Annotated in this window: 13 protein-coding genes; 7 read left to right on the top strand and 6 right to left on the bottom strand. The window is 59.2% G+C overall.

Annotated features, from left to right (window positions below; translation table 11 throughout):
* Positions 1-315 precede the first annotated feature (315 nt).
* Positions 316-801, top strand: coding sequence for a 2Fe-2S iron-sulfur cluster-binding protein (locus ACVW0C_RS09310; protein ID WP_414332212.1), 486 nt, complete (start codon positions 316-318; stop codon positions 799-801).
* Positions 802-966: 165 nt separating this feature from the next.
* Positions 967-2,352: an FGGY-family carbohydrate kinase gene (locus ACVW0C_RS09305; RefSeq protein ID WP_414332211.1), complete on the top strand. Its 1,386-nt coding sequence runs from the start codon at positions 967-969 to the stop codon at positions 2,350-2,352.
* Positions 2,353-2,806: 454 nt separating this feature from the next.
* Here the strand turns inward: ACVW0C_RS09305 and ACVW0C_RS09300 are convergent, their stop codons facing one another.
* Both ACVW0C_RS09300 and ACVW0C_RS09295 read right to left on the bottom strand, forming a co-directional pair.
* A complete protein-coding gene (locus ACVW0C_RS09300; protein ID WP_414342539.1) occupies positions 2,807-3,028 on the bottom strand; it encodes a hypothetical protein in 222 nt (73 codons plus the stop codon).
* Positions 3,028-4,881, bottom strand: coding sequence for a S8 family serine peptidase (locus tag ACVW0C_RS09295; RefSeq protein ID WP_414406575.1), 1,854 nt, complete (start codon positions 4,879-4,881; stop codon positions 3,028-3,030). Before ACVW0C_RS09295 ends, ACVW0C_RS09300 begins: the two co-directional genes overlap by 1 nt.
* Before the next feature lie 203 nt (positions 4,882-5,084).
* On the opposite strand from ACVW0C_RS09295, the gene ACVW0C_RS09290 reads away from it, so the two are divergent.
* Both ACVW0C_RS09290 and ACVW0C_RS09285 read left to right on the top strand, forming a co-directional pair.
* Positions 5,085-5,801 carry a MotA/TolQ/ExbB proton channel family protein gene (locus tag ACVW0C_RS09290; protein WP_049749560.1) on the top strand — a complete coding sequence of 239 codons (717 nt, stop codon included), beginning with the start codon at positions 5,085-5,087 and terminating at the stop codon, positions 5,799-5,801.
* 3 nt (positions 5,802-5,804) lie between these two features.
* Positions 5,805-6,230, top strand: coding sequence for an ExbD/TolR family protein (locus ACVW0C_RS09285; protein WP_414357623.1), 426 nt, complete (start codon positions 5,805-5,807; stop codon positions 6,228-6,230).
* Positions 6,231-6,500: 270 nt separating this feature from the next.
* Here the strand turns inward: ACVW0C_RS09285 and argF are convergent, their stop codons facing one another.
* Both argF and ctpC read right to left on the bottom strand, forming a co-directional pair.
* On the bottom strand, positions 6,501-7,445 hold the full coding sequence (gene argF / locus ACVW0C_RS09280; protein WP_457385066.1) for an ornithine carbamoyltransferase: 945 nt from the start codon (positions 7,443-7,445) through the stop codon (positions 6,501-6,503).
* Positions 7,446-7,622: 177 nt separating this feature from the next.
* A complete protein-coding gene (gene ctpC / locus ACVW0C_RS09275; protein WP_011432460.1) occupies positions 7,623-8,918 on the bottom strand; it encodes a carboxyl-terminal processing protease CtpC in 1,296 nt (431 codons plus the stop codon).
* 315 nt (positions 8,919-9,233) lie between these two features.
* Between ctpC and ACVW0C_RS09270 the strand changes: the two genes are divergently transcribed.
* From ACVW0C_RS09270 to ACVW0C_RS09260, 3 genes are all read left to right on the top strand, one after another.
* Positions 9,234-10,601 (top strand): glutamate-5-semialdehyde dehydrogenase, encoded by a 1,368-nt coding sequence (locus ACVW0C_RS09270; protein WP_457385064.1) that lies wholly within the window; start codon positions 9,234-9,236, stop codon positions 10,599-10,601.
* Positions 10,602-10,854: 253 nt separating this feature from the next.
* Positions 10,855-11,382 (top strand): RNA recognition motif domain-containing protein, encoded by a 528-nt coding sequence (locus tag ACVW0C_RS09265; protein ID WP_414412513.1) that lies wholly within the window; start codon positions 10,855-10,857, stop codon positions 11,380-11,382.
* 91 nt (positions 11,383-11,473) lie between these two features.
* On the top strand, positions 11,474-12,280 hold the full coding sequence (locus ACVW0C_RS09260; protein ID WP_457385062.1) for a DsbA family protein: 807 nt from the start codon (positions 11,474-11,476) through the stop codon (positions 12,278-12,280).
* Positions 12,281-12,606: 326 nt separating this feature from the next.
* Here ACVW0C_RS09260 and ACVW0C_RS09255 read toward each other — a convergent pair whose 3' ends face one another.
* Positions 12,607-14,025 (bottom strand): SPOR domain-containing protein, encoded by a 1,419-nt coding sequence (locus tag ACVW0C_RS09255; RefSeq protein WP_457385060.1) that lies wholly within the window; start codon positions 14,023-14,025, stop codon positions 12,607-12,609.
* A gap of 109 nt (positions 14,026-14,134) precedes the next feature.
* A complete protein-coding gene (locus tag ACVW0C_RS09250) occupies positions 14,135-14,563 on the bottom strand; it encodes a hypothetical protein (RefSeq protein ID WP_414331038.1) in 429 nt (142 codons plus the stop codon).
* Positions 14,564-14,668 lie beyond the last annotated feature (105 nt).

Here is a 14,668-nt window from a genome sequence, read left to right as displayed (position 1 = left end):
CCTATGCGTGATGACAACGATATTCACATGGCCGACACTGCGTTTTTAAAGGGCGTCGGCTACGGTCGGCGCTATCCTTCCCCGCCCTGAAGGACAGGGCTTGCCGCGCCTTTTGGTCAAGTTTCTGAAGCCTACACCAGCAAGACCTATAGTTGGAGTGCCGAGAAGGCTCAGAGGGCATTCGTATGCACCGAGACCTGAATGGCGCATGGGGGATTTTCCTGCATGCTTAGGTAGAACTGCCCTGTTCCGGCAATCTGCATTGGTGAAAGATGCTAGCTTTTTTAGCATCCAGTAGCCCAAAAAGTGCGGACTATGGTCAAGCGTGTGCGGTTGGATCCCATTGCCCAAGTGTCTGAAATCGCCACCAACAGCAATTTGCTCTCGGTACTGTTGCAGGAAGAGCTGAATGTGTTGAAAGAGTGCGGCGGGCGCGGCCTCTGTGCCACCTGCCATGTGTACGTTAAGGAAGGGATGGAGTCTTTGTCTCCGGTGAGCAAGCGGGAGCAGCGCACCCTGGAGGCGATCACCACCTGCAAGCCCAACTCCCGCCTGGCCTGCCAAGCGCGCGTGCTGGGGGAAGGGGTGGTGGTGGAATTGCCTGCCGGGATGTACATCCATGCTTTTCAGGATATCGAGGCGTTGATCGGTCGGCGGGCCGAACAGCCGCTTTTGCACCCTGTAACCGGCGCCATTTTGGTGCAGGAGGGTAAACTGATCACCCGCTCGGTGCTGGAATCGGTGAAAGGGCTGGATCTGGATATCCAAGAAGCGTTGGCTCGGAGCAGCCAGGAGTTTTGAAATTGTGATCGCGACAGCGGGCCGGAGTCCTTTCCCATCCTTTAGGCCAGTTTGAGCCACTTGGCCACCCCATCTATACAGAGAGCATTCTTGGGCCTTGGGCACTCCATCATGACAAGGCATTTTCCTTCCTAATGATGAGCTGATGATGAGATGAGTACCCCTATGCCCCCTGTGTTTCTTGGGATCGATCTGGGCACTTCTGGGATGCGGGTGGTGGCCCTCTCAGAGCAGGGGGAGGTGGTGGCCAAAAGCGAGCGCCAGTGGGATCCCCCAGAGACCAATCCGGGCCGCTGGTTGCGAACCCTGAAAGCCCTTTTGGGACAACTGACCGCGCAACTGGGGGAGCAGTATTCCATTGCAGCTCTGAGTGCTTGCAGCACTTCCGGCACCATTCTGCCGGTGGATGGTCGAGGCATGCCGTTGGAACAGGCGTGGCTGTATTCTGACCCACGGGGCCAGGCTCAGGCCAAGCAATTGGGGATCCCTGCCAGTTGGGGTCTCAGCCGTTGGCTGTGGTGGGCGGAAGCCTATCCTGATCAGTATCGAGACAGCTACTTGGCCCATCCGGCGGACTTTTTGCTGAGCCAACTGGGGGGGCGCAGGCAGGTGACCGATCACACCCATGCCCTCAAGAGCGGTTTCGACCTGGAGGCCTACACCTGGCCTCAGGAGTGGTTGGCGCGGCAGGGCCTAAACCCCAAGCATTTCCCCGAGGTGGTACCGCCGGGAACGGTTTTAGGAACGGTGCGAGCAGACTGGGGGTTGGGGCCGGAAGTGCTGATCGCGGCAGGGATCACCGATGGCTGTGCCGGGCAACTGGCGGCAGGGGCTATTCGCTTGGGGCAGGTTTCCACCAGCTTGGGCACAACCCTTATTTTTAAGGCCAACAGTCCGGATCCCATACAAACCCCAAGCATCTATTCCCATTTGCACCCGGACAGTGCTCCGCACCGCTGTCGCGAACGAATGGTTTGGTGGCCGGGGGCCGCCTCTTTTTGTGGAGGCGGAGTTTTGCCTCATTACTTCCCCGACGGCAACCTGCAAATGCTGGATCAGCAAGCTCAGGCTTATCTGCCCACCGGGCTGGTCAGCTATCCCCTTTGTCAGCCGGGAGAGCGTTTTCCCATTGTCGATCCCCAGTTTGCCGGGTTCTTGCCGGAGGCAGAAGAGGGATCCCCCCGTTTTTACGCTGCTTTGTTGGAGGGGGTAGCGATGGTGGAGCGGCTGGGGCTGGAAACGTTGGCCGCTCAAGGGATCCCAGTGCCAGAGCAGAGCCCGATTTTCACCACCGGTGGAGGCAGCAAAAGCCCTCTCTGGTTGCGCCTACGCGCCAGCATCCTTGCTCGTCCCTTGGCTGTGGTGAAACACCCGGAGCCGGCTGTGGGGGCAGCCATCTTGGCCGCTTCTGCCTATTGGTGCTGCTCTGTCCAACAGGCTGCCGATCGATTGGTACAGGTAGAACGCTATGTTCAACCAGATCCAGAGTGGGTGAAGTCTTACGCAGAGATCTACTCGGTCTTTCACAGCCGCCTGAGCAACCTGCTTTGACATGTTCCCTGCTCTACTGGCTTGCTTCCCCGTAGCGGTAGGGTGAGGATTCTTGTTACTGGTTCCACAACAGCCCTTGCCGCAAAGGATCCCGTCCCGCTTTCGCCAGTAGGTTTCCCCTCTAAAACAGCGATGATGGTTTCCCAGTTGTTCAGGCTACAGACTTATGACTATGTAAGTATTAAGCGGTCACGGGATACAGCTGCCTACCTACGTTTTTTGAGCTTCGTGAATGCTCAGCCGTGGAAACGAGATTCTTTTTAAACGGAAATGAAATATTTTCGTTGCATTGCTTCCTAACTTTCCTTCTCTCCTGAGAGAGAAGCTAGGGGTGAGGGTCGGCAGCGAGGTGTCTCAATCTTGTTTGAAGCGACTGTAAAAGCATTCTGACATCGAAAAGCAGGGATCCCCGCTTGGGGATCCCCGATTGGTATGGCCGGAGCCGCAAGCCAAGCTAGGGCTGCCGCTGGAAGCTCTTGACTTCTAAAACCGGCCCTACCTGAGCCACCGTCACCATGTCTTCTCTGATCTGTCCCTGGATGGTGACCTCTAGTCCCTCTTGCAAGAGCTCTTTGGGGGCACGGAAAAGGGCATAGTGCTCGCCGGAAGGCAGCGTCAGCACCCACACTCCCCCTTCGATATCCAGGAACTGGATGGTACCGCTGTACTCTTGCATCACTGCCTCAGCGCCAGCCCAGTTGCCGTGGATTGAGATTCCGTAGCCGCTTGCGCTCCCAAGTAGGCCAGGCCCAGGCAGAGCAAGCCATTGAAGAGCAAGAAGGAGCGACCCAACCAAGCAGAGGATCCAAGCCATAGCACCCCCTCATAGAACAGGGATCCGGACAAGAGCAGATGCGAGGCCATGCCGATGCACAGGCCGATCACCGCCCAGCGCCAGCGCCGATGGCCCAGGAGCAGCAACATCAACAGGCCTGGGATCAACACGCTGGCAAATAGGGGGTTCAAGGCATTGGTCTGGGCAAAGGCGGTGCCCAACTCCGGCAGGGAGCTACCCGCCAATTGGAAGGGCCAACGGGGGCCACCGACAATCGCCAACCCCTGCAAGGGGAAAAGACCGGCACTGCCCAAAAGCATCCCAGCCAGCAAAGGCACCGTCTGCAGCAGCCGCTTGGGAGCCAGCCACCAGCGGATCAGCACCAGGATAATGTAGCCGCCCACCACCATCAGCAGCTTCGGCACCAGAGCAATCGGGCCACCATCGAACCAGAAGCGTGGGTTGAGGTAGCCATTGTTGTTCAGGTACTGCAGGAAGTCCTTCAACCAGAGCACCAAGGGGTTTTCCTCCTGTTGCCCTGTGGCCCTGGCCAGCGCCTTGGCTGCATCCAAACGACCAGCCCCGTAGAAGTTCTGTTTGTCGCCGGGCACTGGGGTAGCCGACATTTTCAGCACTTCCTCCACCTTGTCCGGGTCTTTGATGCCCTGAGCCTGGATCAGAGCTGCCACACCGGCTACGTGGGGAGTGGCCATGCTGGTGCCTTGGAAGTAGGCAAAGACCGGCTCGTTGGGGTTACGACGATTGATGGTTTGCTGCAGAATGCCGTACTCGGGGTGATCAGGCGTTTTGGCTCCGCCGGGAGCAGAGATGTCCACCCCCACCCCATAGTTGGAGTAGGGGGCTTTCTCCCCGTTGGGCCCCGTGGCCGAGACAGCGATCACATGCGGGTAACGGGCCGGGTAGCTCACCTGGTTGGAGTTTTCGTTGCCAGCGGCTGCGATCACCGTCACCCCCTTACTGTGGGCATAGGCCACCGCCTCCTCCATCAGTTGGGCAGAAGCGCGGCTACCCAGGCTGAGGTTGATGATCGTAGCCCCGTGGTCGGCAGCATAGCGGATCCCTTCCACCACATCCGACAGGGATCCGAAGCCGTTGGCATCCAACACCCGCACCGGCATGATCTTGGCCTTGAAGGCAATGCCGGCTACACCCAAGACATTGTTGGTGGATTGGGCGATGGTTCCCGCCACATGGGTGCCGTGGCCGTTGAGGTCTTCCGGATCCTCATCGTCATCCACAAAGTCGTAGCCCTTCACAAATTGGGTTTGGGCCAGGTCGGGAACTCGGGTTACTCCTGTGTCCACCACGGCTACCGTCACCCCTTCCCCTTGGGAGATGTCCCAGGCTTCCGGCATGCGGATGGCCCTGAGGTTCCATTGCTGGGGATAGAGGCGGTCGTTGGGCACGAAAGCCGCCTGGAATTGATAGTTGGGGTGAGCATACTCGATCAAGGCTTCGTCGGTGAGCCGCTTAACCAGCCGCCGCGTGGATCCCAGGTGGTTGGCATCCACGTCAAACAGGTAGATGGCTTCTTGGCGGGCAAAAGCGCTGTCGCTGCTGGGGCGGAGCGTCAAGTGATACTCTTTAGCGATAGCAGCAATCTGACTGGGGGTGGCCGTGTTTACAAAATTGACCACGATGCTGTCGTAGGGGGCGGATCCCTTGCCGCAAGCCGTCAACAGCAAGGCCATCAAGCCGGCGCAGCAAAGACCCAACCAGCGTCTGAATTTCATAATTCACGCCCTCGGGATCCAAAATTAAATTGTTGCAACCAGTATGCCCTCTGGATTGACAATTGACGAGATGAGAGCCGGCATGGGGGCAAAATTGCCAAAAGGTGCAATCTTCGCCGCGCAAGAAGGGATCCCAGCCCTGCCGAGAAAGTGCTATGACAAGATGAGCGTAAATTGCCGCTTGGAGGGGGGAATCAGGATCGATGGATAGAGTCTTGCAGCTCATGATCCAGGGTTGGTATTACTCCATCCCCCTGTTGACGTTCTCGGTCTTCTCGGTGGCCTGTTGCATTGAGCGGGTGCTGTTTTGGTGGAAGATCACCCATCGGCAGGAGGAGGTGGTGCAGCAAGCCCTGAGCCAGTACCGCCGCAACCCACGCGCTGCCCAGTATTTGCTGGAGCAAAATGCCGATCTGCCGATTGCCCGCATCTTTTTGGCCGGGTTGGAGCTGAACGAGGCCAGCCCGGAAGATTTTAAGCTGGCTCTGGAAACGGCCCTGGCGGCAGAAGTGCCTCTGCTGAAGCGCTTCAACACGGTCTTCGACACCGTAATCACCGTTGCCCCCTTCTTGGGTTTGTTGGGCACCGTCACCGGCATCATCCAGATCCTCAGCTCCATTCAACTGGGGGATATCGGCGGCACCGATACCCAGGGGGTAGGTCGGGGGATCGCCGAAGCCTTGTACTCGACGGCCTTTGGACTGATTGTGGCTATTCCCACCCTGTTGATTTCCAACGTCTTCCGCTCTTTGTACCTGCGGCAACTCTCTAAAATCCAAGAGTACGGCGGCATGCTGGAGCTGCTGCATCGGCAGCGGCAAGAGATGCAGGCTCAACAGCTTTCCCAGTATTCCTACACCCAATCTAGCCCCAGTGGCAGCTCCACCCTTCCCCCTTACTCGTCGCTTGAGCCCTCGTAGCCTATGCGAATCCCGGAAGAAAACTTTAGATCCGGCGAGATCAACATCGTGCCTTTGATCGATGTCATTTTTTCGATCTTGGTGTTTTTCGTGATTGCCAGCCTGGTGCTCACCCGCTCCGAGGCTCTGGATGTCAACCTGCCGGACGCGACCACAGCTGAAGTTCGTCTGCAGCCGGATGTAACGGTGAGCGTGACGGCGGAAGGACAGATTGCCGTCAATCAGGAGAAAATTGCCGATATTTCTGCCCTGATCCCAGCAGTGGAACGCATCCTGGCCGAGAAGCCGGCTGAAGGGCGGCGCTTGGTGGTGATCAACGCCGATTTGGCCCTCTCCCACGGCAAGGTGGTGGAGGTGATGGATACTCTGCAGCGGGTGCCCAATGTCAGCCTGGCAATTGCCGCCCGCCGCCCCAGCAGTAATCGGTAGACAGCTTAGGATTTGGGCCAGTTTTGTCAAATATAGTCATTTCAGGTTAGGGCGAGACGCCTAGGCTACTGGTCGCGCCAGCGGGACGGAGTCCTTGAAAAACCTTCTGGCCCTCTGCATTATCGCTCCGCAACGCTATTGCTCTGCAACGCCGACGCGACCAACGTTTGGGGTGTGGGTGCAGTGTCCTGGTTTAAATCGAAATGACCATAGACCCAGTTTTCCGGTAAGCTCATTTGCTAACCCGCTCTCTAGCCTGGGGGTGAGGGGTCATCCTGCGCCCAGCACCTGAATCAGGAGTGCCTTTTGCACATGTAGGCGATTTTCCGCCTGATCCCACACGCGGGACTGGGATCCCTCCAGTACTTCAGTGGTGATTTCCTCTTCCCGGTGGGCCGGCAGGCAGTGCAGCACAATGGCTTGCGGATCCGCCCGTTGCAGCAGCTCGGCATTGACCTGGTAGGGCAGAAAGGTGGCCTTGCGGGCCTCGGCCTCAGCTTCTTGACCCATGCTGGCCCACACGTCGGTATAGACCACCTGGGATCCAGAGACGGCTTCCTGGGGATCCTGCAGCACCAACACCTGGGATCCCTGGGCCAGAGTGCGGGCTTGCTCCACCACTGCCGCATCCGGCTCGTAACCGGGGGGGGTGGCGACGCGGATGTGGATCCCGCTCATGGCACAGCCCAACAGCAGGGAGTGGGCAACGTTGTTGCCATCGCCGCAATAGGCCAGGGTCAGTCCCGCCAGTTGGCCAAAGTTCTCCTGAATGGTGAGCAGATCGGCCAACACCTGACAGGGGTGAAACTGATCGGTGAGGGCGTTGATCACCGGAACATCGGCATACTCGGCAAAGGTTTCCAGTTCCTTCTGGTGGTAGGTGCGAATGGCAATCACATCCAGGTAGCGGGAGAGGACGCGGGCCGTATCCTGCAGGGGCTCGCCGCGGCTCACCTGCATCACCGTCGGCACCAGATCGAGGGTGCTGCCCCCGCACTGGGCCATGGCTGCCGTAAAACTGGCGCGGGTGCGGGTAGAAGCCTTCTGAAACAACAGCCCCAACACCCGACCCCGCAGCTCCACCCGATAGGGATCCCGCTTTAACTCAGCCGCCTGGGCTAGCAGGGCCGACAGCTCCGCCGGGGTTAGGTCGCTGAGCTTGAGCAGATCCCGTCCGGCCAAGTTTATGGATCCCGCGATCTTCGACCCCGCCATTGTGCTACGCGCCACCTACAGAAACAATAAAAGCATCCCCAGCCCAGCGCTGGTCAACACTCCTCGAATAACTCGAATGAGAAGAGTCTTAATAGTCTTAAATAGCTTGGGCCTCGGCTTAACCCCAGTCTCAGGAGTGCCAGATCTGAGACCCATCAAAACCGCCCCCAACACCGGCTAACGTGAAGAGGAACGAATGACCTCCTGGGCCTGTTGCCGACGGGCAGAGATCTGAGCCTGCAGAGCCTGGATGGCAGCAGCATACTGTGGGTCGGCTGGGGTGGCCACCAGCTCTCGGTTCTGGCTGAGCCGCTTCAGATCTTCCTCGGACAATTCCACCAAAATGTCGGGGGTAATGCCCTTGTGGTCGATGTCGTTACCGTTGGGAGTGCGATAACGGGCAATGGTTACCGCCAGCCCAGATCCATCGGACAGGGGATGCACCGACTGCACCAGGCCCTTGCCGAAAGTTTGCGTGCCGACAATCACGGCGCGACGGTTATCCTGCAGAGCCCCCGACAGAATCTCGCTGGCGCTGGCCGAGCCACCATCCACCAAAACGGCCAAAGGTTTATCGGTGAGGGCCGTGTTGTTGGCCGTCAGGCGATCCTGCTCCCCTTGGCGGTTCACCGTCGAGACGATGCTGCCCCGGTTGATCCACATGCGGGCAATCTCGGCGCTGGAGTAGAGCAGGCCCCCTGGGTTGGCGCGCAAATCCAGAACGTAGGCGGCTACCCCTTGTTTTTCCAGCTCGCGAATGGCTTGGCGCATCTTCTCGGCGGCGTTGCCGGAAAACTGGGTAATCCGGATATAGCCAATGGGCAGGCCGTTTTCCTCGTGAACCTCGTAGCGCACGGTGGCCAGCTCAATTCTTTCCCGCACCAAATCGAACACCTTCAGCCCTTCCCCCTCGCGGCGAATGGTCAGCCGCACCCGCGTACCCGGCTCGCCTCGAATGAGGTTGACCGCAGCGTTGGTGTCCATGCCTTCGGTGGACTTGTCGTCGATGCGCACGATCACGTCTTTGGATTTGATCCCAGCCCGGTCGGCAGGAGACCCTTCAATGGGGGAGATCACCACCAGCTCGTTTGTCTCCTGATCCATGCCCAGCGTGATCCCCACCCCGGTCAGCTCGCCGGATGTATCGATTTGCATGCTGGCAAACTGATCCGGATCCAGAAATCGGGTGTAGGGATCGTTGAGTTTCTTCAAGGCTTCCCGGATGGCCGCGTAGGCATCTTCTCGGGTGGCATATTCTCGACTGAGCAGATCTCGCCGCACCGCTTCCCAATCCAGGGAATTAAAAGACGGATCCACATATTCCCGATTGACAATTTGCCAAACCTCGTCCACCACTTCCTTGGGATCCCGGCGAAACCCCGCCCAACCCGGCATAGATAGCTGCACGCCGACCAGCGACACCGCTGTCATCACCGCAGCCGTTGCACTAACCACAAACCCACGCTTTCTCATTGGCTCTCCTGGAAGGCGCTAAATCGAGGTTGACGAGGTGGATCTCTAATCGTCAGGGAACTGGGTTTCGAGCAAGGGTCTTCCCCTATGCGAACTTCAGCTTAGAAGCATCGAGAGCAAAGAAAGGCTACCCTGCCGCAGCAAGTGGGATCCGGATTTTGGTAGGCTACAGATAACCCCAACCGACTGTGCCCAACCTAGCATAGGGATCCCTTCCGGGGGTGCTTCTAGGATCACAGTTCAACACAACTTTGTTACAACCTATCATCGCAACCCTTTTCTTCCAGATGGGCACTTTGCCCCCTTTCTGACCCTATGTCCCTCGCCACCGATTGCCCCAGCTCGCTTGCATCTGCCTCAGAGCGCCCGCTGCTGTCCCAAGTGCAGTTGGCCCGCGCTGCTGCCCAACACACGGCCACCTTGCCCACTGCCATTAAGAATGCCGCTCTAGAGGCCATGGCCACTGCCTTGTTGGAGCACCAAGAGTCTATCTTGGCCGCCAACCAGGCGGATTTGGAGCGGGCAGCGGAGATGGTGAAAGCCGGGGAGTTGTCGGCATCTGCCTATGCTCGCCTGAAGCTGGACGCCCACAAACTGGCAGATATGGTGGCCGGAGTGCGGCAGGTGATCCGGCTGGGGGATCCGGTGGGCCGAGCTTTGCTGATCCGGGAACTGGACGAGGGGCTGATCTTGGAACGGCGCACCTACCCTTTGGGGGTCCTGGGGGTGATCTTCGAGTCGCGGCCCGATGCTTTGGTGCAAATTGCCGCCCTGGCGATGAAAACCGGCAATAGCGTCTTGCTTAAAGGGGGATCCGAAGCTTTGCTCTCCTGTCAGGCGTTGATGGCGGCCATTCAGGCGGGCCTGCAACAGATCCCGGAGTTCCCCCAGGGATCCCTGCAGTTGCTCACCAGCCGCGCCGAGGTCAAGGCCCTACTGCAACTGGAGGGGCTGGTAGACTTGATCATCCCCCGCGGCTCCAGCAGCTTTGTCCGCTACATCCTGGAGAATACCCGCATCCCGGTATTGGGCCATGCCGATGGCCTGTGTCACCTGTACGTGGATCGGGCAGCGAACGTGGACATGGCGATCAAGCTGACGGTGGACAGCAAAACCCAGTACCCCGCTGCCTGCAATGCCATCGAGACTCTGCTGGTTCACGAGGCCATAGCCCCCCACTTTTTGCCTCTGGCGGTCAAGGCCCTGCGGGAAAAGGGGGTGGAATTGCGGGGGGATCCCCTCTGCCGCGAGCTGGTGCCCGATCTGATCCCGGCCAGCGAAGCCGACTGGAGCACCGAGTATGCCGATTTGATCCTCTCTATTAAGGTGGTTGACTCCCTTGACGAGGCCATTGCCCACATCCAGCAGTACGGATCCCGCCATACCGAAGCGATTGTAACCGAGGATGCCGCTGCTGCCCGGCGATTTTTGGATGAAGTAGATGCAGCGGGGGTCTTTCACAACGCTTCCACCCGCTTTGCCGACGGGTTTCGCTACGGCTTTGGGGCAGAAGTGGGCATCAGCACCCAAAAACTGCCGCCGCGCGGCCCGGTGGGCTTGGAAGGCTTGGTGACTTACCGCTACCAACTGCGAGGGCAAGGACATCTTGTAGCCGACTACACAGGCCCCCAGGCGCGACCTTTTCAACATCGGGATCGCCTGAACAACACCGGCCTGGCCTAAGGGACACAGCCCGCCGCCGAAACCAACTGCACGAGGCAATCGACAAGAGAGACCATTCTCCTCGTCTTCGCGGCTCCAGGTTGAGGTAAATTAAAAAATAGCTTCGTGATTGCCAAGGGTTGCGCTTTGCGGCGCGCTATGGTGTGACAATGGACTACCGGGTTCCGGGTTTGATGTTATGGGCTTGAGCGCCCTAGGTGTAGCGCTTTGCATTTTGGCCTTTTGTTATTTCGATTAGGAGCTTCGCTGGATCATGCCTGTGCGTCTGTATGTTGGAAATCTGCCGGAAGAGGTGGATCGTCAGGCACTGGAGAAGCTCTTTCGCTCTGCCGGTGAGGTCATTTCCACCAAGGTGATCCGGGATCGGAAGACAGGCAAATGCCGCGGCTTCGGCTTTGTAACGGTGAACACCGAAGAGCAGGCGCAGCAGTACATCGAAAAGTTCAACGGCCACAGCTTTGGGGATGTCAACTTGCGCATTGAGCTCGCCCAGCCGCGCGACCGAGGGGAAGAAGGCGAATCCAAAACAGCGACCTCTGAGCCTTCATCCAAAGAGTCCAGAGGTTCCAAAGATTCCAGGCCGTCCAGAGATTCTGAGGCCAAGGGCCCTAAAGAGTCGGCAGAAAACCCTGCCCCCAGCAAAAAGCAACGCCAGCGCGGCAATAAGGGTGGGCGCTCCACCGTCGTCGCCGAAAGTGAGGCAGCCTCTGAGCCGGATCCCCGCTGGGCCAGCCAGTTGCAGCGGATCAAGGAGCAGCTTCTGCAGGTCACCAATTCCTAACCCCCCCGAACGAGTGATAGACACTGTTGGGATCTGACGGTAGGCTGGGTGAGTTGCGACGGCTCTAGGCATGTTTGAGAGGGGGGTTGGGATGCATAGGCTGGTGAGGATTTTTCGCGCTTGGGGGCGGAGCTTGGCCCGGGCTGGACTTTTGTTCGGGCTGATGGTTCTGCTGGGAGTGGGAAGTGGAGCTCCGGTTTTCCTACCCTCGGCGGCGGCTGCCCCGGCAGATTTGGAAGAGCAGGTGCTGCAGATCATTCGAAAGAACCCCCAGGTGATTCTGGAGGCCGTACAGGAATACCAGCAGCGACAGTACCAGGAGCAGCAGCAACAACAGCAGCGGCTGGCGGAAGAATTTGGCCGTCAACTGCGGGAGAACCCACGCGCCGTCATCGGAGATTCCCCTCGACTGGGATCCGACGCTCTGCGGTTAGTGTTGGTGGAGTTCTCCGATTTTCAATGCCCCTTCTGCGCCCGCGCCCACAGCACCCTCAAGCAGTTCATGGCCGACCACGGGGATGAGGTGACCTTGGTGTACAAGCACCTGCCCCTGACCAGCATCCACCCAGAAGCGATGTCGGCTGCCCGGGCTGCTTGGGCCGCCCAACGTCAAGGTAAGTTCTGGGAGTTTCACGACGAGCTGTTTGCCAACCAATCTCAGCTTGGGGATGGGTTTTATGTGGCCACTGCTGAGAAGCTGGGCCTGAATATAGAAAAATTCAATCGGGATCGGCGCAGTCGGGCGGCAGAACGCGCCATTCAGCGAGATATTGACTTGGCCTCTCAACTGGGCATCGGCGGCACCCCCCATTTCATCTTGAACGGCATTGCCTTCTCCGGTGCGCAGCCGCTGGAGGTGTTTGAGCAGACGCTGCAGCAGGCTAAGCAAGCCCTCTAGCCGGGAAAGTGCTCCGCACCGCTGACGCAAACAGAGTCTCAAGTCCAGATGTCGAGCCCCTACTGCTGTCCGGAGTGCGGGGATGGGCTCCTGTTTCGACTGGATCCCTGTCCCACCTGCGCCAGCCGACAACGCCAGAAGCAGCAAGCTGCCCCTGCTGGGGAAAAACGGAGCAGCTACGACCTGACAGGGCGGGTGGCTGCTGCCGAGTTTTGGCAACTGTTGCGTTGGTACCCCTGTTGTCCCCGCTGTGGCAAGCCCTGGTCGAAGGTGGGATTGTTCTGGAGGGGAAGGAGGAGAGCGTTTATGGCGGAAGTGGCTCTTGGCTACTCCACGGGCAGGATGCGGGCATCGAACCCTGCTTCGGCCAGAGAGCGCCGCGCCTGTTCGGCGTTGGCCCGTTGCCGGTAGGTGCCCACCTGAATCACTGAGCCCCGCAGGAAGGCATCAGGGGCAAACTGTTGCAGCTTGGGTAGGGCCTCTTCCCCAGCCGGCACCACCACCCAAAATCCACTGCCACCTTCTTCCCCAGGAGGAACAGCCTGGGCAGGCGAGGAAGAGACGGGATCCGCTTGCAAAAGAGGCTGAGAGCGGCGCAGATCGGCGGGGAAGATCCCCGCTTCATAGCCTTGGCCGGCCAAGTAACGCACCTGCTCGGCGGCAGCAGCAGGGTCGGCAAACCCACCTGTGCGCACCACCCGCAGGTCATCGTAGATCAAGGGCAGGGATCCCTCTAGGAGTTGTTTTAGCGCAGGCCATTTCTCCCCGGTGGGATCGGCCACCAACACCCAATAGCGTTCCCCTTGGGCGGGATTGGAGATGGGATCCCGGCCCGCATTTTCTCCTACCAGCGACACCGCCACTGCCGGTAACCCCTGAGCGGTTAGCCAGCGGGCTTGATCCTGGGCCAACGACAGACGGGAGAAGGTTCCCGTTTGCAAAGCAACCTGGCCGCGGTACTGCACCACAGTGGCTCCTGGAAAGAAGCGGCGCACCCGTTCTTCCAAACGGGGATCACCGGTGGGGTTGGGCACGTGGGTGGCAAAGGGACGCTGGGGATCCAAGGGCGGAGCGGTTGGCGTCGGCGGCACAGAGGCTTTTGAGCTGGCAACAGGGCGGCTGGGTGCTGCTTGGGCAGGAAAAGCAGGGGGCAGAGGGGGATCCGTCTCTTGGCGGCTCACCACCCGCACCGATAACCCCAGCCGTTCCAAGTCGGCCTGACGGCGTTGAGCATGGCTACGGTTGATGAACGTCCCCGCCAGAATGAAAACCTGCCCATCCCCTTGCACAAAATAGGCATCCGGCACCTGGGTGCGCACCTGAGCCAACTCCGCCGCCCCATCCGCCAGTACATGCACTTGGTAACGGGTCAGGGCCAAAGCAGCCGGCAGGACGTTCCCATTAACGGCGTGGAGCACAAGGGCAAAGGCCGCCAGGGATCCGGCAAAGAGGGCCGGTTGCGCTGGCAACAGGAGTGCGGAGCACTTTGGCCAGCCGTAGTCCTTACGGGCGTTGCACATGGGATCCATCTCCTCTGGCGGGATTGGCGGCAACTCAAACCTCTGCATCCGGGATGGAGTCTTTGCCTGGGCCTGCGGGGATCCCCCACAGTGCCAGAGCTCGCAGTTCACCCCCTTGCGGGAAGGACAACTCAAAGCTAGCGTAAGCCGAAGTTTGGGCAAGGCTGTGCCAGGGATGGGCTTGCAGATGCCGCCCACCACCGATAGAATGCTCCGCACTGCCACCGCAAAGATGCAGCCCAGTTAGGTTCACGGGAGAAACACAGATCTAGTGCATCTCCAGTATAGATAGGCCGGCAAGACTCTATCGCTATGGCTTGTCGGGGAGTTTGTTTCAGAGGCGACGGCGGCGGGATGGAGTCCTCGCCACAAGGGTGCGGGATCCCCCCAGGGCAAAGCGGATGATCTCCGTCTTGTACTGCTGCGAGCCCTCTGTGTAGCGGGCAAGCTGAATGGCAGATCCCTGGCCGGAAGGAAGCAAGAACCGTTCGCGACAGTGGTGGGCAGCACTCTCTGGAGTTTCCGCTTCGAGGGCAATGAAAAACCGCAGACGCAGCAGCACTTCCAACTTGGACAAGTGCTCGGTTTGCTCTGGCACCAAGCGGCCTAACGAGATTTGTAGGCGCGGCCTGCGTCGCCGAGATCCGGGGCGGCCCCAAAGCTGCTGGGCCAGTGTCCACAGAGAGGTCTGCTCAGAGGACTTGACCAACAGCTTTAAGCCTGTCAGCGGGTTAAGACCATAGGTAAGCAGCAGAGAATACATCGGCGGCAGGAAAGATTCAGAGGAGCGTTTTGAGCTAACGTCAAAAGGATACCCTATAGGCCAACTGTAGCACTGCCTACCCTCTATCCCCATCCAAGCCCCACC

Source organism: Thermostichus sp. OS-CIW-26, from assembly GCF_054058395.1.
This window is presented reverse-complemented; position numbering and strand designations above follow the sequence as displayed.

What these genes read in the sequence shown, in the direction of transcription:
- ACVW0C_RS09305 (WP_414332211.1), top strand. Translation starts at nt 967, where the DNA reads ATGCCCCCTGTGTTTCTTGGGATCGATCTGGGCACTTCTGGGATGCGG.
- argF (WP_457385066.1), bottom strand. Translation starts at nt 7,445, where the DNA reads ATGGCGGGGTCGAAGATCGCGGGATCCATAAACTTGGCCGGACGGGAT.
- ACVW0C_RS09310 (WP_414332212.1), top strand. Translation starts at nt 316, where the DNA reads ATGGTCAAGCGTGTGCGGTTGGATCCCATTGCCCAAGTGTCTGAAATC.
- ACVW0C_RS09270 (WP_457385064.1), top strand. Translation starts at nt 9,234, where the DNA reads ATGTCCCTCGCCACCGATTGCCCCAGCTCGCTTGCATCTGCCTCAGAG.
- ACVW0C_RS09265 (WP_414412513.1), top strand. Translation starts at nt 10,855, where the DNA reads ATGCCTGTGCGTCTGTATGTTGGAAATCTGCCGGAAGAGGTGGATCGT.
- ctpC (WP_011432460.1), bottom strand. Translation starts at nt 8,918, where the DNA reads ATGAGAAAGCGTGGGTTTGTGGTTAGTGCAACGGCTGCGGTGATGACA.
- ACVW0C_RS09285 (WP_414357623.1), top strand. Translation starts at nt 5,805, where the DNA reads ATGCGAATCCCGGAAGAAAACTTTAGATCCGGCGAGATCAACATCGTG.
- ACVW0C_RS09260 (WP_457385062.1), top strand. Translation starts at nt 11,474, where the DNA reads ATGCATAGGCTGGTGAGGATTTTTCGCGCTTGGGGGCGGAGCTTGGCC.
- ACVW0C_RS09300 (WP_414342539.1), bottom strand. Translation starts at nt 3,028, where the DNA reads ATGCAAGAGTACAGCGGTACCATCCAGTTCCTGGATATCGAAGGGGGA.
- ACVW0C_RS09250 (WP_414331038.1), bottom strand. Translation starts at nt 14,563, where the DNA reads ATGTATTCTCTGCTGCTTACCTATGGTCTTAACCCGCTGACAGGCTTA.
- ACVW0C_RS09290 (WP_049749560.1), top strand. Translation starts at nt 5,085, where the DNA reads ATGGATAGAGTCTTGCAGCTCATGATCCAGGGTTGGTATTACTCCATC.
- ACVW0C_RS09295 (WP_414406575.1), bottom strand. Translation starts at nt 4,881, where the DNA reads ATGAAATTCAGACGCTGGTTGGGTCTTTGCTGCGCCGGCTTGATGGCC.